The sequence below is a fragment of the Lactiplantibacillus pingfangensis genome (assembly GCF_005404945.1).
Lineage (GTDB): Bacteria > Bacillota > Bacilli > Lactobacillales > Lactobacillaceae > Lactiplantibacillus > Lactiplantibacillus pingfangensis.
Genome location: NZ_BJDG01000036.1, coordinates 1 through 20,500 on the forward strand (window position 1 = coordinate 1; position 20,500 = coordinate 20,500).

18 protein-coding genes, 5 tRNA genes and 1 riboswitch are annotated in these 20,500 nt (G+C 46.8%); of the genes, 16 read left to right on the forward strand and 7 right to left on the reverse strand.

The window, feature by feature from the left end; genetic code table 11:
• Positions 1-80: 80 nt before the first annotated feature.
• The 6 genes from FFM74_RS12445 to FFM74_RS12470 all read left to right on the forward strand — a co-directional run bounded on the left by FFM74_RS12445 (position 81) and on the right by FFM74_RS12470 (position 1,177).
• A tRNA-Trp gene (locus FFM74_RS12445) sits at positions 81-154 on the forward strand.
• Between the two features lie 5 nt (positions 155-159).
• Positions 160-232, forward strand: a tRNA-His gene (locus FFM74_RS12450).
• 7 nt (positions 233-239) lie between these two features.
• Positions 240-311, forward strand: a tRNA-Gln gene (locus FFM74_RS12455).
• Between the two features lie 19 nt (positions 312-330).
• Positions 331-401 (forward strand) — tRNA-Cys (locus FFM74_RS12460).
• Between the two features lie 50 nt (positions 402-451).
• Positions 452-536, forward strand: a tRNA-Leu gene (locus FFM74_RS12465).
• 65 nt (positions 537-601) lie between these two features.
• The gene (locus tag FFM74_RS12470) at positions 602-1,177 is read left to right on the forward strand and encodes a hypothetical protein (protein ID WP_137626957.1); all 576 of its coding nucleotides are present in this window, start codon (positions 602-604) and stop codon (positions 1,175-1,177) included.
• Between the two features lie 123 nt (positions 1,178-1,300).
• Here FFM74_RS12470 and FFM74_RS12475 read toward each other — a convergent pair whose 3' ends face one another.
• The 4 genes from FFM74_RS12475 to FFM74_RS12485 form a co-directional block, all read right to left on the reverse strand.
• A complete protein-coding gene (locus FFM74_RS12475; protein ID WP_137626958.1) occupies positions 1,301-1,840 on the reverse strand; it encodes a DUF1697 domain-containing protein in 540 nt (179 codons plus the stop codon).
• A gap of 303 nt (positions 1,841-2,143) precedes the next feature.
• Complete coding sequence (locus tag FFM74_RS13690; protein ID WP_171000746.1) at positions 2,144-2,320, reverse strand: hypothetical protein; 177 nt, start codon at positions 2,318-2,320, stop codon at positions 2,144-2,146.
• A 130-nt stretch (positions 2,321-2,450) separates the two neighbouring features.
• Positions 2,451-2,972 (reverse strand): GNAT family N-acetyltransferase, encoded by a 522-nt coding sequence (locus tag FFM74_RS12480; RefSeq protein WP_137626959.1) that lies wholly within the window; start codon positions 2,970-2,972, stop codon positions 2,451-2,453.
• 113 nt (positions 2,973-3,085) lie between these two features.
• Positions 3,086-3,919 (reverse strand): metallophosphoesterase family protein, encoded by an 834-nt coding sequence (locus FFM74_RS12485; protein ID WP_137626960.1) that lies wholly within the window; start codon positions 3,917-3,919, stop codon positions 3,086-3,088.
• A gap of 603 nt (positions 3,920-4,522) precedes the next feature.
• Between FFM74_RS12485 and FFM74_RS12490 the strand changes: the two genes are divergently transcribed.
• The 6 genes from FFM74_RS12490 to FFM74_RS12515 are packed head-to-tail and all read left to right on the forward strand — an operon-like array spanning position 4,523 to position 10,627.
• Positions 4,523-5,998, forward strand: coding sequence for an MFS transporter (locus FFM74_RS12490; RefSeq protein ID WP_137626973.1), 1,476 nt, complete (start codon positions 4,523-4,525; stop codon positions 5,996-5,998).
• Entirely contained in the window at positions 5,991-7,160 is a 1,170-nt protein-coding gene (aroC, locus tag FFM74_RS12495; RefSeq protein ID WP_137626961.1) for a chorismate synthase, read from the forward strand. The genes FFM74_RS12490 and aroC overlap by 8 nt, the downstream gene beginning before the upstream one ends.
• 1 nt (position 7,161) lies before the next feature.
• Positions 7,162-7,689: an amino acid biosynthesis protein gene (locus FFM74_RS12500; protein ID WP_137626962.1), complete on the forward strand. Its 528-nt coding sequence runs from the start codon at positions 7,162-7,164 to the stop codon at positions 7,687-7,689.
• 12 nt (positions 7,690-7,701) lie between these two features.
• On the forward strand, positions 7,702-9,009 hold the full coding sequence (gene aroA, locus FFM74_RS12505) for a 3-phosphoshikimate 1-carboxyvinyltransferase (protein ID WP_137626963.1): 1,308 nt from the start codon (positions 7,702-7,704) through the stop codon (positions 9,007-9,009).
• Positions 9,006-10,103, forward strand: coding sequence for a prephenate dehydrogenase (locus FFM74_RS12510; protein ID WP_137626964.1), 1,098 nt, complete (start codon positions 9,006-9,008; stop codon positions 10,101-10,103). The genes aroA and FFM74_RS12510 overlap by 4 nt, the downstream gene beginning before the upstream one ends.
• Positions 10,103-10,627 (forward strand): shikimate kinase, encoded by a 525-nt coding sequence (locus FFM74_RS12515; RefSeq protein WP_137626965.1) that lies wholly within the window; start codon positions 10,103-10,105, stop codon positions 10,625-10,627. Before FFM74_RS12510 ends, FFM74_RS12515 begins: the two co-directional genes overlap by 1 nt.
• Positions 10,628-10,723: 96 nt before the next feature.
• On the opposite strand, the gene FFM74_RS12520 is transcribed toward FFM74_RS12515, so the two are convergent.
• Together FFM74_RS12520 and FFM74_RS12525 are read right to left on the reverse strand one after the other, a co-directional pair.
• Complete coding sequence (locus FFM74_RS12520) at positions 10,724-12,391, reverse strand: acetolactate synthase large subunit (RefSeq protein ID WP_137626966.1); 1,668 nt, start codon at positions 12,389-12,391, stop codon at positions 10,724-10,726.
• A gap of 2 nt (positions 12,392-12,393) precedes the next feature.
• The gene (locus FFM74_RS12525) at positions 12,394-13,773 is read right to left on the reverse strand and encodes an amino acid permease (RefSeq protein WP_137626967.1); all 1,380 of its coding nucleotides are present in this window, start codon (positions 13,771-13,773) and stop codon (positions 12,394-12,396) included.
• 98 nt (positions 13,774-13,871) lie between these two features.
• On the opposite strand from FFM74_RS12525, the gene mmuM reads away from it, so the two are divergent.
• A complete protein-coding gene (gene mmuM / locus FFM74_RS12530) occupies positions 13,872-14,792 on the forward strand; it encodes a homocysteine S-methyltransferase (RefSeq protein WP_137626968.1) in 921 nt (306 codons plus the stop codon).
• A gap of 812 nt (positions 14,793-15,604) precedes the next feature.
• Here the strand turns inward: mmuM and FFM74_RS12535 are convergent.
• Positions 15,605-16,324 (reverse strand): hypothetical protein, encoded by a 720-nt coding sequence (locus tag FFM74_RS12535; RefSeq protein ID WP_137626969.1) that lies wholly within the window; start codon positions 16,322-16,324, stop codon positions 15,605-15,607.
• 108 nt (positions 16,325-16,432) lie between these two features.
• Positions 16,433-16,583: riboswitch (SMK box riboswitch) on the forward strand.
• On the opposite strand from FFM74_RS12535, the gene metK reads away from it, so the two are divergent.
• From metK to FFM74_RS12550, 3 genes are all read left to right on the forward strand, one after another.
• The gene (gene metK / locus FFM74_RS12540) at positions 16,581-17,786 is read left to right on the forward strand and encodes a methionine adenosyltransferase (protein ID WP_137626970.1); all 1,206 of its coding nucleotides are present in this window, start codon (positions 16,581-16,583) and stop codon (positions 17,784-17,786) included. (Overlaps the previous riboswitch by 3 nt.)
• A gap of 299 nt (positions 17,787-18,085) precedes the next feature.
• Entirely contained in the window at positions 18,086-19,582 is a 1,497-nt protein-coding gene (locus FFM74_RS12545) for an MDR family MFS transporter (RefSeq protein WP_137626971.1), read from the forward strand.
• A 2-nt stretch (positions 19,583-19,584) separates the two neighbouring features.
• Positions 19,585-20,301: an alpha/beta hydrolase gene (locus FFM74_RS12550; RefSeq protein ID WP_137626972.1), complete on the forward strand. Its 717-nt coding sequence runs from the start codon at positions 19,585-19,587 to the stop codon at positions 20,299-20,301.
• Positions 20,302-20,500 lie beyond the last annotated feature (199 nt).

The window sequence follows — 20,500 nt, forward strand, 5'->3', positions numbered from 1 at the left end:
CGAAGTCTGGCTAAACGCGGCGGACTGTAAATCCGCTCCTTCGGGTTCGGTGGTTCGAATCCACTCCCCTCCATTTTTATAGGGATATAGTTCAATGGTAGAACAATGGTCTCCAAAACCATCGATGTGGGTTCAACTCCTACTATCCCTGCCATGATGGCGGTATTGGCGAAGTGGTTAACGCACCGGATTGTGGCTCCGGCACGCGTGGGTTCGATTCCCACATACCGCCCTTTGATTGGGTTATAGCCAAGTGGTAAGGCAATGGACTTTGACTCCATCATGCGCTGGTTCGACCCCAGCTAACCCAATTGGGTTTTGGGAAATGATGGTGGTATAGCCAAGTGGTAAGGCAGAGGTCTGCAAAACCTTCATCACCGGTTCAAATCCGGTTACCACCTTTCCTGATAAGGTTGTAAACCTGATCAGTATCAAGTCCAATTCTTATTATGCCGGCGTGGCGGAATTGGCAGACGCGCTGGACTCAAAATCCAGTTCCCGTTGAGGGAGTATCGGTTCGACCCCGATCGCCGGTATTACTGAAGCACTAACGTGTAAAAGCGTTGGTGTTTTTTTTTCGAAAAAATGAGTTCAAGAGGAAGTGACAGCAAAAATGGTCTTGATTCTAGTCATTGGAATCATTGTCGGAACAGCGGTGTGTCAATATTTCATCACTCAGTTAGTGAGCGAGCTGTCTTGGCATGTTGATCAAGGGAAGGGCCTGGCTAGGCTGAAGCGTAAAGGCTATCAGACACCCCTTACGCGGATTTTAGTCCCGATTGCAACAGTGCTCATCCTCACACTAGGTAGCTGGCAAATGGCCGAATTTTACTTGTTTAATGGCGGCTACTTTTGGCTAGCACTTTTATCATTTGGCTTATATCTTTTTTTATTCATCGCACCTTGGATTAACCTGATTTTGCCTTATAAAAAGCGCTTTAGTTTAAGTTTCCAAATACTTTTTAATGAAAGTACCGGAACAATCCTACTCTGGCTTATTTCGTTGATACGGTCGTCTAATCGGCTCTATTTGGACGAAGGTGGGGTAAGTTCACGACCAGCTAACGTGCCATTAAAAATCATCACGATTATCTTATTAGGTCTTTATTATTTGAGCTCTGTTGGTCTGATGGCTTTGGCCAGTCAATCTGGAAAAAGGAACGCAGATAAAAAATAGCAATGACGATGACACTAGCAAAGTCTTCGTTAAGATTGCAAAATAAAAGGCGGGGACATCATGTCGCCACCTTTTTGGGGGTCAGTCGAATCACTGGAAGCAAGACCACACATACGCCAGTTATCATGCTTTAGCAAGCCTTCTAACCGTATTGGCAGTCCGAATCGTGAGACCGTCTTTCACCGCAGAATTGGCCGTTTTTGACCACCAATTGGTTTTTTGATAATCTTTGCGACTGAACGACCAAAAAATTGCATTTTCATAATCAGCAACTTTTTCATAATCAGGCTGAGGCAGGCCAATTTCGTCGTGAATATCAGTTGGCGATAAAGGTGGTAGCACAAAGATGAGATTATCATAGATCGTCTTATCCGGATCGCCCCACCAAACAGGAGCGTGCGCTAGGATGGTTTCTAGGTTGGCTTGCAGCAGTGTATAAACTGGAATGTCTACTTGAAAGTTGCGACTAATCATCGCTTTAATTTGGGCTGAAATCTCGGTTGGGTCAGTTATGTCGCTGGAAAGAATCAGATTGCCACTGTTGAGATAGGTGGCTACAGTTGAAAAGCCGAGTTCTGAGACTGCGGCCTTTAAATCGGCCATCACCAATTTGTTTTTGCCAGCAACGTTGATTCCTCTCAGTAGGGTGATATATCTATTCATTGAAAGTTCTCCTTGGTTTATTAGAAAGTGACAAGCGAAATGCGGACAATTGATGTATCGGACGGTGGTTACTGTTGCTTATTGTTGTAAAATGGGTCGCGTCCTGCATGTCGGTTACGATAGGACAAGTCATAAGTGATTAGCGCCACACTGAGGAGGGTCCAAAATATAAGTTGGTGTGCGTGGAGCCAGAACAATCCGTTTAAGAGCAGTGCCAACGGGAAAATAAACCAGCGCCACTTAGCAAAAAATCGATATGCCAGCCAAATAACGATGATTGTCAATCCAAATAGTGCCACTTAATCACTTCCTCGTCTGCTGTTCTATCGCAGCTAATCTTTTCTTGATTTCTTCATTTTGCTTGGTCACAAATTCCAGCTGGTCTAATAGTCGCTGATTTTCGCTTTTTTCAGTATCAGTGGTAAAAAATGATGTGATGGCACTCGTTAACATGCCGATAAAGCCGATCCCAACAAACATGAGTAAGATTGCGGCAAGTAGTGTGGAGTCTGATTAAATACAGTTTAACAGAATTAGCGACGGCTGTGTCAGAATTCATCGGAGTTAAAAAGCACCACCCAAATCGACGGATTTGAGCGGTGCTAGGGGATTATTTGATTAATTTTTCATAAACGTAACAAACATCGTCTTGGTGATAAACCCCGACCATTTCGCCAACGCGTTCAAAGGACATCTTATCAATTAAATGTTGCATCGCCTGATTATCGGCGTGCGTATCAATCCGAATACTTTTGATTTCGGGATGTTGACTCGTAATATGGGCAATAATTTTTTCGAATAATTGAGTGGCGTAGCCGTGACCCGCGTGTGTTGAATGAATGGCGACACGATGGATCACCACGTAAGGTTCAGTTGTGTTTAACCAGGTCGCATTGGCCGTGTCATAAGTGGCATCTGGCGAAGGGACGACCGCCACGGCGCCGACAGTGGCATCATCGGTGGAATTGAATAAATAGGCAGAACCTTGCATAATATCTGCGGTAATTTGATTACGAGACGGATAGTCGCCTTGCCACTGGTTGACACCGGCCTCGGCAAGTTGGTTACGGCCATCACTCAGGATATCAATAATCGTGTCGATATCGTCTAAAGTTGCTTTTTTAAAATACATTGTGCTGTGACTCCTCTCTTAAACCCAAACAGTTAAAACTGTCTGACTTTAACAGTATACAGAAATGTCCTCAGATTGAAACTATTTTCTCTCGCATTCTCACAGATTTTTCATTAGACCGTTTTCATTAAAATTGCCCGGGCTTGAGCCGCCAAATGATGGTTATCATTGTAGGCAGCGACGGCACTAGGACGGTATTGATAAGCATTTGTGCGTAACGTTTCTGTATAGAATTCTAAGTAAGGTAAGTGGTAATTTTCAGCAATTTTACTGGCGCGTTGCCAATCAAAATCGACGCGGCGATAATCAATGCCACAGACCCCCGTCTCATCAATCGTTAAAATGAGGTACATTGCGCGCGGTTGACGTAAAGCCGGCCGTGGCGCAGTTGGTAGGCCAACTGTCCCGGCATTGAGAATTAATTGGCCGCGTGTGGAGGCCCGCATTAGTGGCTGATGGGTATGCGCATAGATCACGATGTCTGGTTCGCCACTAGCAGCCTCATCGAAGTTGGCTTGGGCTTCAGTCGGAGCGAGTGAATGGCCACTGACAAAATCTGGTAAGACGTGTTGCAACCGAATGGTTAATGGGCCAACTTGTTTGAGTTGCGTGATTGGGAGCTGTAAGAGTTGTTGAAAGTGGGCGGGACTTAGTTGCTGCCGGTCGAAATTAGTTAAAATGGTTGCCATGATTTGTTTCGGTTTAGTAAAGTTTTCAGGCGTTGCTGCCAAGACTTTTTGATAGTTTTCTTCATGATTTCCGAGGACCGCGGCAGTTGGCTGAACGTGATCTAGCAATTGCATGACGCGTTCTGCTTCTGGGCCACGCACCGTGTTGTCACCAACGGTCCAGTATTCAGAAACTTGTTGTGCTTTGGCATCTGCGAGCACCGCTTCTAACGCGGTGGCATTGCCATGGATGTCGGATAAAATAGCGATTTTAGGCATAAAAAAGACTCCTTTACCTTGAGTTAATGTGATTAGTAAGTCAAGTTGACAATTGATAAGAAATGGGTGTCATGTTATTAGCGAGTAAATACAACTGCCGTTAAATCTGTTATAATGGTCTTGAAACGAAGTAATATATTAGCACGTATATTCAAGCCAATTCGTTTCGAGACCGCCGTTATCCTTGTGATAACGACGGTTTTTATTTTAGCATACTGGTAGAAGAGAATTGTGAAAGAATTAGATTAAAATGAAATTAGTGTTGACAGTTTAAAATGAGAATGTTTTAATATAAACAACAACCAAACGGAAAGGAAAGATAATTATGACTCAGCTATTACCAACCAACGCGTATTATTTCGGCTTCTATTACTTTAGGTAACGTCCGGATCGGTTTCTTAGATGCGGGCGTCCACACGTCCGTGTCTAAGGTTAGCGAAGTCAATTTTGTCTTGGCCAGCTAGACACGTGAAAGTCTAGCCGGAAATATATGCGTTATTAGGGAACTAATAATCAGCCGCCAGCTAGATTTTCTAAATCTAGCTGGCCTTTTTTTATCCGAAAAATGAGTTGTTTATGAGAAGGAGTGACATGATGAAGCTTATCAATCGTCGTCAGTTATCAGTGAGTTTATACCTGAATTACTTAGTCCATGGGATCGGGTTGATTATTTTAGCCCAAAATATGCAAGCCCTGAGCCAACATTGGCAAACCCCAATTGCCACCGTCTCTTATGTGGTTTCCGGAGTCGGAATTGGCCGCTTGCTAGCTTACTTTATTTTTGGCAGTTTGTCGGACCGCTATGGCCGTAAAATTTTCGTCAATATTGGGATGTTAAGTTACTTGATTTTCTTTGTTGGCATGGCGTTTGTCAGGAATATTCAAGTGGCATATGGTTTGGCAATTCTCGCGGGGGTGGCTAACTCCGCTTTAGATTCTGGGACTTACACGACCTTTATTGAAATGGGCGGCAATCAAGGTTCAGCAAATGTGCTATTGAAAGCCTTCATGTCAATTGGTGAATTCGTTTTACCGTTGCTAATTGTGACTTTATCAGCTAAGCAACTCTGGTTCGGCTGGTCATTCATGTTACCCACTGCCATCTTATTGTTGAACTTTTGGTTATTGAATCGCCAAACTTTCCCGGCGAAAAATCAAGCCGGGTCACAAGCCGCACAGGCCGCTGAAAAGTTAGCCAAACCACGGCGATGGTTAGCGACGATTGGTTTAGCCGGTTACGGTTACACGTCCATGGCGCTGATGATTTTATACACGCAATGGATTAGTTTATTCGTCACCAAAGAGATGGGCTATCACCAAGTTTTGGCCCACTTGTTGTTATCTTTGTACAGTATCGGCTCAATTACCGGTGTGGTGGTTATCTTCTTACTCTTACGATTCGGCTTAGCTGAAAAACAGCTGTTGATTCCAATGAATTTAACGTCATTAGTGGCCTTGTTAGTCGTCTGTAACACCAATTGGGCTTGGCTCTCTATGATTGCCTCGTTCGTGTTCGGTTTTTCCGCGGCCGGCGGCGTCCTACAAGTGGGGGTTAACTTATTAATCAAGTTATATCCGCATATTAAAGGGCGGGTCACGGGGCTGTACTTCACCTTTGGGAGCGTAGCGTCATTCACGATTCCGTTGATTACTGGTTGGCTCTCTAAACGAAGTATTGGGGCAGCGATGCAATTTGATCTCGTCATCGCAGTAGCGGGTTTAGCATTAGTCATGATGACGGTATTAGCACTCGGGCCGAGTCGTAGCTTAGCTCATGAACGGCAACAAATTAATCAAATTGATCAGCAAATCGTTAAGTTATTAAATCAGCGCTTTGAAACAGTCACGACAATCGGTGAGTTGAAACAGGCGTCAAACTTGCCAGTGCTTGATACCAAGCGAGAAGCAATCGTTTTAGGACGCGTTGCTAAACAGAGTCGGCAAGCGGCGCATACGCCTTATTTACAAGCAATTTACCAAGCCATCATGGCAAATTCACGGGCCTATCAAGCGCAGCAACCGACGACCAGCAATCAAGCCGGCCAACCAACTTCTGAGGAGGAACTTTCAAATGATTGATTACGTTACTGCCGGTGAATCACACGGTCCCCAATTGACCGGGATTCTAACGGGCATTCCCGCCGGTTTAAAACTAGATATTGCCGCCATTAATGCCGGTTTAGCCGCGCGTCAAGGCGGTTTCGGTCGCGGCAATCGCCAGCAAATTGAACATGATACGGTGACAGTCACAGGTGGTTTACGCCACAGCGTGACATTGGGCTCACCAATCGCGCTAACGATTCAAAATCGTGATCACGCCCATTGGCAAGCGATTATGGACCCCATTAGTCCAGCTACCGCCGACAACACGTTACGGCGGGTCACACGACCACGGCCAGGCCACGCCGATTTAGTCGGCGGGATGAAGTACGGCCATCGCGATTTACGCAATGTGTTGGAACGTTCCTCGGCACGTGAAACCGCGATGCGGGTTGCCATTGGACAAATTTGTAAACAGTTATTGGCTCAACTGGACATCCAGCTGGTCGGCTACGTGCAACAAATTGGTCCGGTTAAAACCGTGGCGGATGAGACGCTGACTGTCGCTAAATTAACGCGTCAAATTGGCCAAAACGATTTACGGATGCCCGCGAATGCCCCAGTGGCTGAGATTCATGACCTGATTACGGCCACGAAAAAAGCAGGTGACACGCTGGGTGGCGTCATCCGCGTGGTGGCTGAAAATGTGCCAGCCGGACTTGGCAGTTACACTAATTGGCAGACAAAATTGGATGGTCAATTGGCCGCGGCCGTGATGGGGGTTAACGCGATGAAGGGCGTTGAAATCGGTGATGGTTTTGACGCGGCCGCCCATTACGGGAGTCAAGTGATGGACGAAATTGACTGGGACAAAACAACGGGCTGGTCACGCTTAACCAATCACCTCGGTGGTTTTGAAGGCGGGATGACGAACGGCATGCCAATCGTTATTAAAGCCGCAATGAAGCCAATTCCCACGTTATACAAGCCATTACAAAGTGTGGATATTCAAACGAAGGAAATCAAGAAGGCGAGTGTCGAACGTTCCGATACGACCGCCATCGTTCCCGCCGCCATCGTGGTTGAAAGTGTAGTGGCGATTGAACTTGCACGGGCATTGACGGCGACGTTTGACGGTAGTAATTTAGCCCGGTTACAAGCGATGCTCAAAACGTACCGCGCTGAATTACAGGCATACTAGCATGCGGTTGCATACGTTAGGCCCAGCAGCAACGGATAGTTATGCCGCGAGCCAATTTTACAATTGTGAGCAGCTACAAAATCAAGCGACAATTATCGGTCATCCGAGCTTTGAGGCAATTTTGACACAACTACCTACGTTATCTGGCGACTGGTTAGTCATACCAGCCGCGTTTAAATCAACCGAGTTACAGGCAAGCTGGGGTGACGTCCACTATGCAACGCTGACGCAGATGACCTTGATTGATTGCTTTATGACCGCGTTAGATCCACTGGTCGTGGTGCAACGGTTGGCAGCCGATAATCGGATCGGTTACACGCATGCGGCGACTGCGCAATTATTGCAACGACTCGTTCAATCGGTCGAAATTCAAACCGTTAGTAGTAAAGTTTTGGCTTATCAAGCCTATCAACAAAATCAGGCGGCCTATGTGCTGACAAACGAAAAAAATGTCACGCTAACGGCGCAAGAACAAGTGATCAAGCGGCTGACGCCGTCAATGGTCTGGTGTGTTTATCAAATTAAGTAGGTGGATGATAAGATGAAAAAATTAATGAGCCGGCCGACGAACGGGTTGCATGGCTGTTTAACGGTTCCGGGAGATAAGAGTATTTCCCATCGTAGTCTCATGTTAGGCGCGATTAGTCATGGTCAGACGACTATTCAACATTTTTTACCCGCGGAAGATTGTTTATCAACGCTCACGGCGTTGCAGGGGTTGGGCGTTGACATTCAGCGGACCGGAACGACAGTTCAAGTAACTGGTCAGGGCTTACATGGCTTAAGACCAGCTAGCGGGCCACTGCAAATGGGAAATGCTGGAACGGCGACCCGCTTGTTAGCTGGTTTGTTGGCCGGGCAACCGTTTGACAGCACGCTGATTGGGGATGCCTCGCTGAGTCAGCGGCCGATGGAACGAGTCCGCCAACCGTTACAACTCATGGGAGCTGAGCTAGAATTAACGGCTGGTCACTTACCAATGTCCATTCACGGTCGGAACTTACACGGTCGTAGGAGTCAAATGGCGGTGGCGAGTGCCCAAGTTAAAAGCGCGTTGATCTTAGCAGCGATACAGGCGGATGCCCCGAGCACAATTGTTGAAAAGCTACCCACGCGGGATCATACGGAGCGGCTACTTACGGCCTTTGGGGCTGAGGTGGCAACGGCGGCTGATCAGCGGACAATCACGGTTCAGCCCCAACCGCAGTTGATCGGTCAACCGGTTGACGTTCCTGGAGATTTTTCTTCGGCGGCGTTTTTCATGACGGCCGCGAGTATTGTCCCAGGGTCACGAGTGACGCTACAACGGGTGGGGTTAAATCCGACGCGGACTGGGCTATTGAGGGTCTTGCAGCGGATGGGTGGTCAGGTTCAAATTGACCGCCTAGCCAATGTCGGTGAACCGCTTGGCAATGTGACCGTGACGGCTGCTAACTTAAGACCAATCACTTTAACGGCCGCGGATATTCCGGCGGTGATTGACGAATTGCCGTTAGTTGCCTTGTTAGCTGCCACCGCCGATGGGATTAGTCGGATTAGTGGTGCCGGTGAGCTGCGGGTCAAAGAAACCGATCGGATTGCCACGATTTGCTCGGAGCTCCGTAAGCTGGGCGTGGCGATTGACGAACAACCGGATGGCTTTGTGATTGATGGTCGTCCGGCCTGGCAGGTTAAGGACTCAAAATTGGTGAGTCATGGTGATCACCGCATTGGGATGATGGCGGCTGTGGCCGCATTACGGTTAACTACGCCATTAGAACTAACTGGTGCGGCGGCGATTGATATTTCTTATCCAACTTTCTTTGAAGACCTCAGTCGCTTGTTACCGAAGACGGAGGTGCGCGTATGACGCGAGTTTTGATTCATGGTTTAGGGTTGATTGGCAGTTCTTTGGCTTTAGCAATCCGTGACGCCCAGCCGCAGGTCACAATTGTGGGCAGTGACCGGTTGGCGGCGACGTTAACTTATGCCAAGCAACACCAACTCGTTGATGAAGTGACAGACGATTTCTCAACCGCGGCGATACAAGCCGATGTCATCATTTTGGCCGGCCCTGTCAGTGTCATTCGTGATGACTTGGCAATCTTAGCAACGTTGCCGCTCAAAACGACTGTTTTGATTACGGATGTCGGTAGTACGAAACAAACAGTTTTAGCCGCAGCCAAGCCGTTGCAAACCCGTGGCTTCACGTTTATCGGTGGGCACCCGATGGCGGGATCACACAAGTCTGGTGTGACAGCTGGGCGCGCGGATTTATTTGAAAATGCGTTTTATTTTCTCGTTCCCGGATTAGCACCCCAAGCAGCGGTGACTCAGTTACAAGCGTTGCTAGTGGCAACGAAAGCCAAATGGTTGACGGTGACGCCGTCCCAACATGATCGGCTTGTGGGTCAACTCAGTCACGTTCCGCATGTGGTCGCCGCGGCTCTAGTCAATCAAACGCAGACGGCCTTGGCAGATTCACCAATGGGATTACGGCTAGCCGCGGGGGGCTTTAAAAGTTTGACCCGGATTGCGTCTTCGGACCCAACCATGTGGACGGCAATTTTGTTGAATAATCCAACGGTCGTCGTGGCCCAGTTACAAGCTTTCATGGCAACACTGACGGCAGTGACTACTGCTATTGAAACTGGTGACGGTGCCTGTTTAAAGACCTTTTTTACCGCCGCCAAAACGACCCGCGATCACTTAGGGCCGGAACGACTTGGGAGTTTGCCTAACTTTTATGACGTCTTTTTGACGATTCCTGATCGACCAGGGGCGATTGCGGGCGTGACGCAGTTATTGGCCCAGGCCCAATTAAGCTTGGTGAATATTCACATTTTAGAGATTCGTGAAGAAGTCGATGGGATATTGCAATTGACCTTTGGCAACGCCGCGACCCATGATGCGGCCATCGCATTGTTAGCCGCAGCAAACTATCAGATTGTGAGGAAAAGCTAATGGAAGCAATTTTAATCGGATTTATGGGTAGCGGCAAGACGACAGTGGGACGCTTACTAGCTGAGCAGTTGCAAACGGCGCACGCGGATTTGGATGAACTGATCGTACAGCGTGCTGGTCAACCAATCACAGCGATTTTTGCGCGCCAAGGTGAAGGCCAGTTTCGGCAGTTGGAGCAACGGACGTTACTAGCGGCGTTACAACGGCCAGGGATTCTATCCACGGGCGGCGGCACACCAACGACTGCGGCCAATGCGGCCATTTTAACGACGAGTTCGATTCCCGTGATTTGGTTGGATGCGACCGATGCCACGATTTTAGCACGGGTCGCCGCGGATGACGGTCGACCACTAGTGAATGAGCTAGATACAACCGCGTTATTGACCTTAAAGCAACGGCGGGCGGCCTTATACGCCGCCGCCGCCGACCTAGTTATCGCGACGGATCGGTTAACACCGACTCAAATCAGTCAACGGATTGTTGACTGGCTAGCGCAATCGGCTCAACGGGTGATTCAGGCTTAATGTTGATTGATCAACTTGTTCAGATAATTAACTGACAAACTAAAACCGCCGACGCAATTTTATGCGTCGGCGATTTTAGTCTGTCTGGTTCAATAACTAAAGACGAATGGTGGTATTTCCTAATTTTTTAATCAATTTCAAGTTTTCACGATAGTCGACCGGAACCGTAATAATATGCACGCCAGTTTTAGCGGTCACCGCTTGACGTAGCATCGTTTGAAAGTCGGCTGCCTTTTCCACTCGGTAGCCCACGGCACCAAAACTTTCGGCATATTTCACAAAGTCTGGATTACCGAAATCAACCTCGTCATGGTGTTGTAATTCCATATCCATCTTCCACTTAATCAGGCCATAGGAGGCGTCTTCCCAAATCACGAACACGAGATGTAATTTTTCACGGATGGCCGTTTCAATTTCTTGCGAGTTCATCATGAAACTACCGTCACCCATGACGGCAACCACGGTTCGGTCTGGGTAGGCTAATTTAGCGCCTAAAGCGCCAGGCAACGTCCATGCCATCGTGGAAAGGCCGTTATCAATCAAGCAAGTGTTTGGCAGATAAGTTTGATAGAGGCGTGCCATCCACATTTTGACGGCACCGGTATCGACTAACACAATATCATCGTCGGCGAGAACTTCCCGCGTATCATGAACGATCTTTTGAGGCAACATCGGGATCGCGTCGCTGGCTGCACCCGTGGTCAATTCTTTTTGGATCATCTCGCGAATCAGGGGCTTGCGATGCTCGAAATGAATATCTTGTTCTTGTAACGCGGTGATTAAGGCGGCTAGACTCGGACGAATGTTAGCAATGATATTTAAGGTGACATCATAATGGCTGTCGGTATCTTGACGGAACATATTGATGTGAATAATTTTTTTGTCACCAGCCGGATTGATCTTTTTCGGGTCAAACTGCTGAATTGAAAAGCCGATGGCGATAATTAAATCAGACTCTTCAAAGGCGAAGTTTTCATAGTCCTTGCGCATAAACCCAACGACACCGAGGGCATTTTTATGCCGGTCAGAAAGGACCCCTTTACTCATAAAGGTCGTGGCAACGGGAATATTTAACAATTCGCTCAACTGTTGGACATACTGTTCGGCGTGTTTCCAAGTGACGCCATCACCCGCGAGAATGATCGGATTTTTAGCGGCCGCAATCAGTTTGACAGCCCGGTCAATATCACTGGCAGTGGGCTGTGTCACTGAAATCGGGGCAATTGGTAACGGCTTGCTTTCTGGATCAGCGGGCGCCATTTCAACGTCTTGAGGAATGGAAAGGTAGGTCGCGCCGGGCTTATCCCGTTTGGAAATGGAAAAAGCTTTACGCACCATTTCTGGGACGGCGCGGGCGGTTAACACCATGCGGGCGTATTGCGTCACTGGCTTGAACATTGAAACCAAGTCGATGACTTGATGGGACTCTTTATGCAACCGATCCAAACCACCTTGGGCACTGATGGCGACCAGCGGCGTTGAATTGGTTTCCGCATCGGCAACGCCTAATAATAAGTTAATGGCACCAGGGCCGAGCGTGGCGACACAAACGCCCGGATTGCCAGTTAAACGGCCATAAACACTGGCCATAAACGAGGCGCCTTGTTCATGACGGGTCAAAATGAATTTAATTTTAGTGGACTGATTAATGGCGTCGACCAGATGAATATTTTCCTCGCCCGGAATGCCAAAGACAAACTTAACGCCTTCATTTTCCAAACAGTCAACCAATAATTGAGCCGTATTTTTACTAATAGTTGCCATAATTAACCCTCTTTATGTGATTTTAACTTTTGACTGACATAATAGCCTAAATAACAAATTAAAACGAATGGTACCGTATAATACAAGGCAATACGTTGATTTGGATCAAACCAGATTAGGACACAGGATAGGCCACTTAAAATAAATGCCAACCAGGGGACGACGGGATAGCCAGGGGTTTTATAAGTTAAATCGGCCAGTGATTTGCCACTTTTAAGGTAGGCTTTGCGAAAATTAATTTCGGATAACGCAATTGCCATCCAAACGATGACGACTGCTAAGCCGGAAATTGAGACGAGCACCAAATAAACGGAACCCGCTGCGTAAACACTTGATAGTAAGGCCAAAATACCGCCCAGCATGCTAGTAATTAAGGCAATCAATGGGACATCATGCTTAGTGGTTCGTTTAAATACTTTTGGAATCGTACCCTCATTGGCAAGTGACCAGAGCATGCGCGTTGACGCGTATAGACCGGAATTTGCCGCGGACATAATGGCCGTCAAGACGACAAAATTCATGATGTCGGCCGCATAAGGAATGCCGATTTCTTTGAATACTAAGACGAAAGGACTTTGGGTGACACCAGCTTGTTTATAAGGAATCAAGGCCGCCATGACGAACATACTGCCGACGAAAAAGATGATTAAGCGCCAAAGCGTTGTTCGAATCGCAGTGGGAATCGTATGGGCAGGATCTTTAGTCTCACCAGCCGTAATCCCGATTAGTTCAGTGCCTGAGAAAGCAAAATTAACGGTTAACATCGTGGTAAAGACACCGCCAAAACCGTTCGGGAACCAACCATTTTTAGTGTAGTTGGATAAGAGTGGCGCAGTCGAATGACCGTGTAGTGGTAACCAGCCAACAATCGCGAGCCCCCCGAGAATGATAAAAGCAATGATTGCAATGACTTTGATGCTTGAAAACCAGAATTCAGTCTCGGCAAACCAACGGACCGACATCGCGTTAACGGTGAAGATGACGACCATAAAGCCCAAACTCCAGAGCCAAGTGGGTGTGTGGGGAAACCAAGTCTGCATGATGAGCCCAGCTGCAGTGAATTCTGACCCTAAGGCGATCGTCCAAGTTAACCAATATAAGATGGCGACGGTAAAACCAGTGCCAGGGCCAATATACTTTTTGGCATAGACATGAAAGGCGCCGGTATATGGCATGGCCACCGCAAGTTCACCGAGACAGAGCATGACGAGGTAAACCAAGATGGCACCAATTGTATAGGCCAATAAGGTGCCAATCGGGCCGGCTTGGTGAATCGTATAGCCTGAACTGAGAAACAGGCCAGTCCCAATGACCCCGCCGAGCGAAATCATTAAAACATGCCGTGATTCCATTTGACGATTTAAATGTGTTTGTTTTGACATCGGTACGCTCCTTGCAGCTTTCGAATAATTAGAATAAGATGAGATAATCATATCATATTATAAGTGTAGAAAGGAAACTGATTATGCAAGTTTCGTCAATGAAAACGTTATTACAGCAAGGTCCAGTTGTGTCCGATGGTGCCATGGCAACTGAATTAGAAAAACGCGGGGTCGACACAGATAGTGCCCTTTGGTCAGCAACTGCCATGATTGATCATCTGAATGCGATTGCGGTGGTGCATCAGAGCTATTTTGCGGCCGGCGCTCAAATCGCGACGACGAATACTTATCAAGCTAATGTACCAGCTTTTGTGGCCGCTGGCATTCCGGCTGAATCGGCTCGTAAGTTGACGCAACAAGCCGTTCGAGTGGCGATTAAAGCCCGCGACGATTATGCGAGTCAGCATGCTGATTTTTCTGGCCTGGTTGCCGGAAGTATTGGACCATATGGGGCCTATTTAGCGGATGGCAGCGAGTACACCGGTGCGTATCAGCAATCAGTGGCTGAATATCAAGCTTTTCATCGTGAACGGCTACAGCTCGTCACAGGTGTTGGCGTGGACGTCTTAGCTCTTGAAACGATGCCAAATTTTGCCGAAGTTCAAGCGTTAGTTCAGTTGGTGACTACCGAATTTCCAGAACAAGCCTATTGGGTCAGTTTTAGTCTCAAAGATCCAGCGACACTTTGTGACGGCACATCACTGGCGGTTGCCGCCAAATGGGTCGCACAGCAGCCGAATGTGGTCGCGGTAGGGGTGAACTGCACGACTTTGGAGACGATTGAACCCGCCTTAAAGGTTTTAGCGTCCGCGGTAACCTTACCGTTGATTGTCTATCCTAATTCCGGCGACAAGTATGACCCCAAAACCAAAACTTGGCAGGCGACAAATTTAAGTCATACTTTTGAGTCCTTTGTCCCAGCCTGGCTAGCGGCCGGAGCCAAGATTATTGGTGGCTGTTGCCGGACAACCCCGGCTGATATTGCGACTGTGAGTCAGTTAGTTAGCGTCAAAAGGTAAGCTCTATCGTGTCAAAGACCAGCCCATACATCATAGCTGTCACTTCCGGTTGAAACTGATAACATGCGGTCGTGGGACCGGTCCAAGCCAAGCACGTCTTGGACCTCGCCCAGAACCCTTGCAAAAAACGCAAGTGTCCCGGACCGTCCGTGGGGTAACGCTGGCAAAAATCGGCCGATGTAACGCCACCATCACGACCGATGCTATCAGTCTCAACCTCCAGCTATTACGTTTGGTGGAGACAGGCAGAAACGTCGTGTCGTGTTGATACGATTGGCTGTCAGATCTAACGAGATGATTCAAAGACGTAGATTATCGGTTTTGAGATGCTTATCATTTTAAAATAAAAAGCAAATAAAAAGCAAACAACACCGACACGATTTTATGTGGCGGCGTTGTTTGCTTTAAGACTACCAGGTGAAAAATGAAATTTGCGAGTAAGTACCAGCGTGTTAGTAACTAGCCAATACGGATTAATTAACGGTTGTCCTAATCCGTAGCTATTCAGCTTAGCGGAGGCAGGCAGAAACGTTGTGCCGTTTCGGTAAGATTGGTCGGCGCTTTTGGCCGCCTAATCTTACAGGGCGATCCAAAGACGTGGGTTATCGGCTTTGAATCGAAGTCTCAGACCGCGGTTTGGCTGGGACCGTCCCTCCACAGCACAACGTTTCTGGCTGACGGAACGCTCACCACGAGTCTAAATTAGGAACGACCATTGCTGTTATTGGTCCTGTTCACGTTTCTTTTTAGTCTTGCAACCCAATTAAAAAACGGCGCGGTGACAAATTTCACCACGCCGTTTTTTAATTGGGTTAATAAAGTAAAAACATGAAGATTAATTGCAAGACGGCATTGATCATGAGATGCAATCGTAGCCGACCAAAAGATTGTTGACTGAACCAGATCGCAATGGTGAGAATGATGGCAGTAATGGTTTGCCAAGTAATGGGTTGTAAAAAGATTGCTATCACCAAGATGACGCCAGTAACCGCTGAAATCAGTTGGTTAATTTGACGCTGTTTGCTGAAACTTGGGACATACAGGAACACATAGCTGGCAACTAACGGTAATAATTTCCATAAAAACGTTGTTGAGAGGTACGCATTTTGTAAATAAAAAACCGCAACCGGAATCGTATATGACATGACAACGCTAAAAACAATCAGACCAAAATAATTCTGCATGCCAAACCGTGGAATCGCCATGATAAACAGCCAAACGCTGCAAGTTAATAACAAATAAAGCAGTTCTGACTCACTGGCAATGATATTTGTGAAAGCAAAGGCGACTGAGATGCCAATGGCAATCAAACTCCACTGTGCTGGAATGCGGCCATCAAGAATGATAAAAATTGTTGCCGTAATGGCTAGCGTGTAGCCAATTAGCGGCAGTTGCGCGGCGGAGAAGGTGGCCGTTTGAAACGAGCGACCATAGTCTAGTGCGGCCCACCAACAAGTGATGCTTTGAACGATCATAAAAATCGCTAGGTGGACGTAATCACGTTTTAATTTAAGCTTTCCAATTCGAATCATAAAATAACATCTTTCTGAGAAGTATTAGTCTAATCCTACCGATAGACGGTCGAGCAGTCAATAATTTGATAAGATTCTTTAAAAAAAATCTTGATTGTGATAGTCTTGTATAGTTATGAGCAGTTCCCGAAAGGATAAGCGACCTGTCCGAGATGGCAGGTCGAATGTGTCAAAACTAGCGGTAGCAGAGACTTATTTGCTGTTTTGACAGGCTTAGATGCCTTGTAACCGAAATATTTCAAGGGGGAATTTTAAAGTGAGTGAAAGACACCTTTTTACATCTGAATCAGTTTCTGAGGGCCATCCCGACAAAATCGCGGATCAAATCAGTGACGCCATTCTAGATGCTATGTTGGAACAAGACCCGCAAGCCCGGGTTGCCGTTGAAACTTCTGTGACAACGGGATTAGTGCTCGTCTTTGGTGAAGTATCGACCAAGGCCTACGTAGATATCCAAAAAGTCGTGCGTGACACGATCAAGTCAATTGGTTATGTTGATGGCCAATATGGCTTCGACGGTGACAACTGTGCCGTGTTAGTTTCATTGGACGAACAATCACCTGATATTGCGCAAGGGGTCGATGATTCCTTGGAAACGCGTGAAGGTGACGCGGATCCATTGGACCAAATCGGTGCCGGTGACCAAGGAATGATGTTTGGCTATGCCATTAACGAAACACCAGAATTAATGCCATTACCAATTGCCCTCAGCCATCGCTTAATGCGTAAGATTGCTGAGTTACGTAAAGACGGCACAATCAAGTGGTTGCGTCCTGATGCCAAAGCCCAAGTGACTGTCGAATATGATGAACAGAACCAACCACAACGGGTGGATACGGTAGTGTTATCAACACAACATGATCCTGATGTTGACTTAGACACCATCCGTCAAACAGTGATTGAACAAGCCATCAAGGTAATTATTCCAGCTAAATTATTAGATGATAAAACGAAGTATTTAGTTAACCCAACTGGGCGTTTCGTCATCGGTGGTCCTCAAGGGGATGCCGGTTTAACTGGTCGAAAAGTTATTGTCGATACTTATGGTGGGTTTGCTCATCATGGTGGCGGGGCTTTCTCAGGTAAGGATGCCACAAAGGTTGACCGTTCAGCAAGTTACGCCGCACGCTACATTGCGAAGAACATTGTTGCAGCTAAGCTTGCCGACCGCGTTGAAGTCCAATTAGCTTATGCGATTGGGGTTGCCGAACCAGTTTCAATCGCAGTTGATACTGCTGGAACTGGGAAGGTCAGTGATGAAGCGTTAATTGCTGCAATTCGTAAGAACTTTGATTTACGGCCAGCAGGGATTATCAAAATGCTAGACTTACAACGCCCAATTTATCGCCAAACGGCCGCTTATGGTCATTTTGGTCGAACTGATATTGATCTGCCTTGGGAACATACAGACAAGGTAGACGCGCTACAAGCTGAATTTGGTGAAATTGAACTTAATAACTAAACGTGACGAGCTTATAGGCTATCACGGTCTGTAGGTACTCGACGCTAAAAGCGACCTTTTATTTTAAGGGTCGCTTTTTTTGCGGCCTAGTGTGCAGGACAACTATCGCACTTTAGTGAGTGAAGACGATCAGGACAAATATTGTGTTATGCAATAACTTATTTTAACGCTGCTTTTAGTGGTGAGTTAACGAGGACTTGAGCTGATTATTATCGCCGAATAAGTGTGTTCAGTCAGGCCTAGAATTTTCATTTAGAAACAGTTTGTACGCTACAAATGGCAACAGAGAGGAAGCAATTATGCAACAACGAAAAACCAATGTAATCGCCGTTACCATTGCGATTTACGTGGCAACTTTTATGAGTGCGATTGAAGGAACCATTGTTTCAACCGCCTTACCAACCATCGTCGGGGATCTTCATGGGGTCTCCTTGATGAACTGGGTTTTTTCAATCTATTTATTAACTAATGCGATGATGACGCCAATCTATGGGAAGCTGACCGATTTAATTGGTCGTAAACCAGTGATGCAGGCGGGGTTATTAATCTTCATTGTGGGGTCGATGATGAGTGGCTTATCCGACTCAATGCCCGTCTTAATTTTCTGGCGGGCGATTCAAGGGCTGGGGGCCGGGGCGTTAATGCCGGTCTCAATGACGATTATTGCGGACATCTATTCGTTTGAACGTCGTGCCAAAGTGCTTGGGTTTAACAGTTCTGCCTGGGGGATTGCCTCTGTATTGGCACCGTTGATTGGTGGCTTAATTGTCGATAAACTCAGCTGGCATTGGATTTTCTTTATTAATGTACCAGTTGGTTTGATTACTTTGTTTTTATTCCAATTTTATTTACGGGAACCGAAACGCCATAGCAATGTCAAAGTGGATTATCTCGGTAGTTTTTGGCTCATGCTGTTTTTATTATGTCTGATGTTGAGTTTCCAATTATTGAGCAACGCGACAATTAACTGGATGATCGTATTCGTCGCTTGGTTTGTCAGTGCATTGAGCTTATGGCTATTTATTCGGCGCGAAAGTCATACGCCTGAACCAGTCATTTCGATGGATTTATTTAAAAATCGAACATTTGTGATTCAAAATGCGGTCGCAGCATTAATTAGTGGTTTCTTGATGGCGGTTGAAGTTTATATTCCCACTTGGACGCAAGGAATCTTAGGTGTGCCGGCCTCACTGGCTGGTTTTGCGGTGACGCCAAGTTCATTGATGTGGATTGTTGGTTCCTTTGTTACCGGCCGTTTGTTGGCTAAATGGGCCCCACGGCGAATTATCTATTTGAGTCTGGTCTTTATTCTATTTACTGGTCTTTGTCTGGCCGTTATCCCAGTAACGACACCATTTATTTGGTTCTTTGCCATTACCGCGGTTGGTGGGATTGGTTTTGGGATTACGATTACTGCGACGACAGTGACTTCGCAACACTTGGTCTCACCTAAAACCGTTGGCGTGGCGACGTCTTTTAACACGTTGAGTCGAACAATTGGTCAGACAGTGATGATTTCCATTTTCGGAATTGCGTTAAATGTCGGGATGAATCAAGGCATTGCCAAACATGAAGGCACAACGATGGCAATGATGAATAAATTAATTAATCCACAAACCGCGACTGAGTTGCCAACCAAATTATTACCAACGTTGCGTGGCATTTTATACACCGGTTTACATTGGGTTTATTTAATCGGTTTAGCCCTGATTATTCTAGCATTCATCGTGAATAGTTTGGATCGTGGTAAGCAGATGACGGCGGCTCGTCATGCGGAGCTACTGAAGAAGGATTAATTATGAAAAAACGCACTAAAATTCTTTTGATTGGATTAATTGTCTTATTGTTTGGACTCGGCGTGGCGGTCGTTGGGATTCGGGCAAAAAGTTATACGCCATCAGCAACTGCGATGACCCTAGCTCGTAAGGCAACCAAAACAACCGCTCAGTACACGTATTTCAAGGGTGATTCAGACAAGACTACTATTGTGTGCTATCCGGGTGCCTTGGTTGCTCCGTCAAGTTACAGTGTTTGGGCAACGCAATTAGCGCAGCGAGGCTATTCGGTCTACCTCATGCATTTTCCATTGAATCTTGCGGTGTTAGCACCAAATCGTGCGTCGGCCGTACCAAAACATGCTCGACAGAATTATGTTATCGGCGGGCATTCGTTAGGCGGTGTGATGGCGAGCCGCTACGCTGCCAGACATCGAACGGCAGGATTAAAAGGCGTCTTTTTTCTCGCCAGTTATCCAGATGAAAAAGGTAGTTTGAAAACCAGCCAGTTACCGGTACTATCGGTGACGGCATCACGTGATGGCGTGCTGAATTGGCAACATTATCGTGAAAATCGGCGCTACTTACCGAAGCAGACCGACTATCTAACCATCCAAGGTGGTAACCATGCTGGATTCGGCAGTTATGGTCATCAACAGGGTGATCACGACGCAACGATTAGCAATGCTAATCAGCAACGTCAAATAAGTGCCGCACTGATTAGTTGGTTACAACAATAAGCGATTGAATTTGACTGTTGGGCTGTTAAATATTAAATAAGATGAAATAGGTTTCCGGTCGTGACGTGACTGGGAACCTATTTTTTGTAGACTAAGCGGTAACGGGTATCTAAATAGTCGATAAAAATGGCTCTTTGTCAACTGTTGTTGGTAATCAGCTATCATTAGCGCCCAGCCGCCCCGTGGCTGGGCGCTTTCT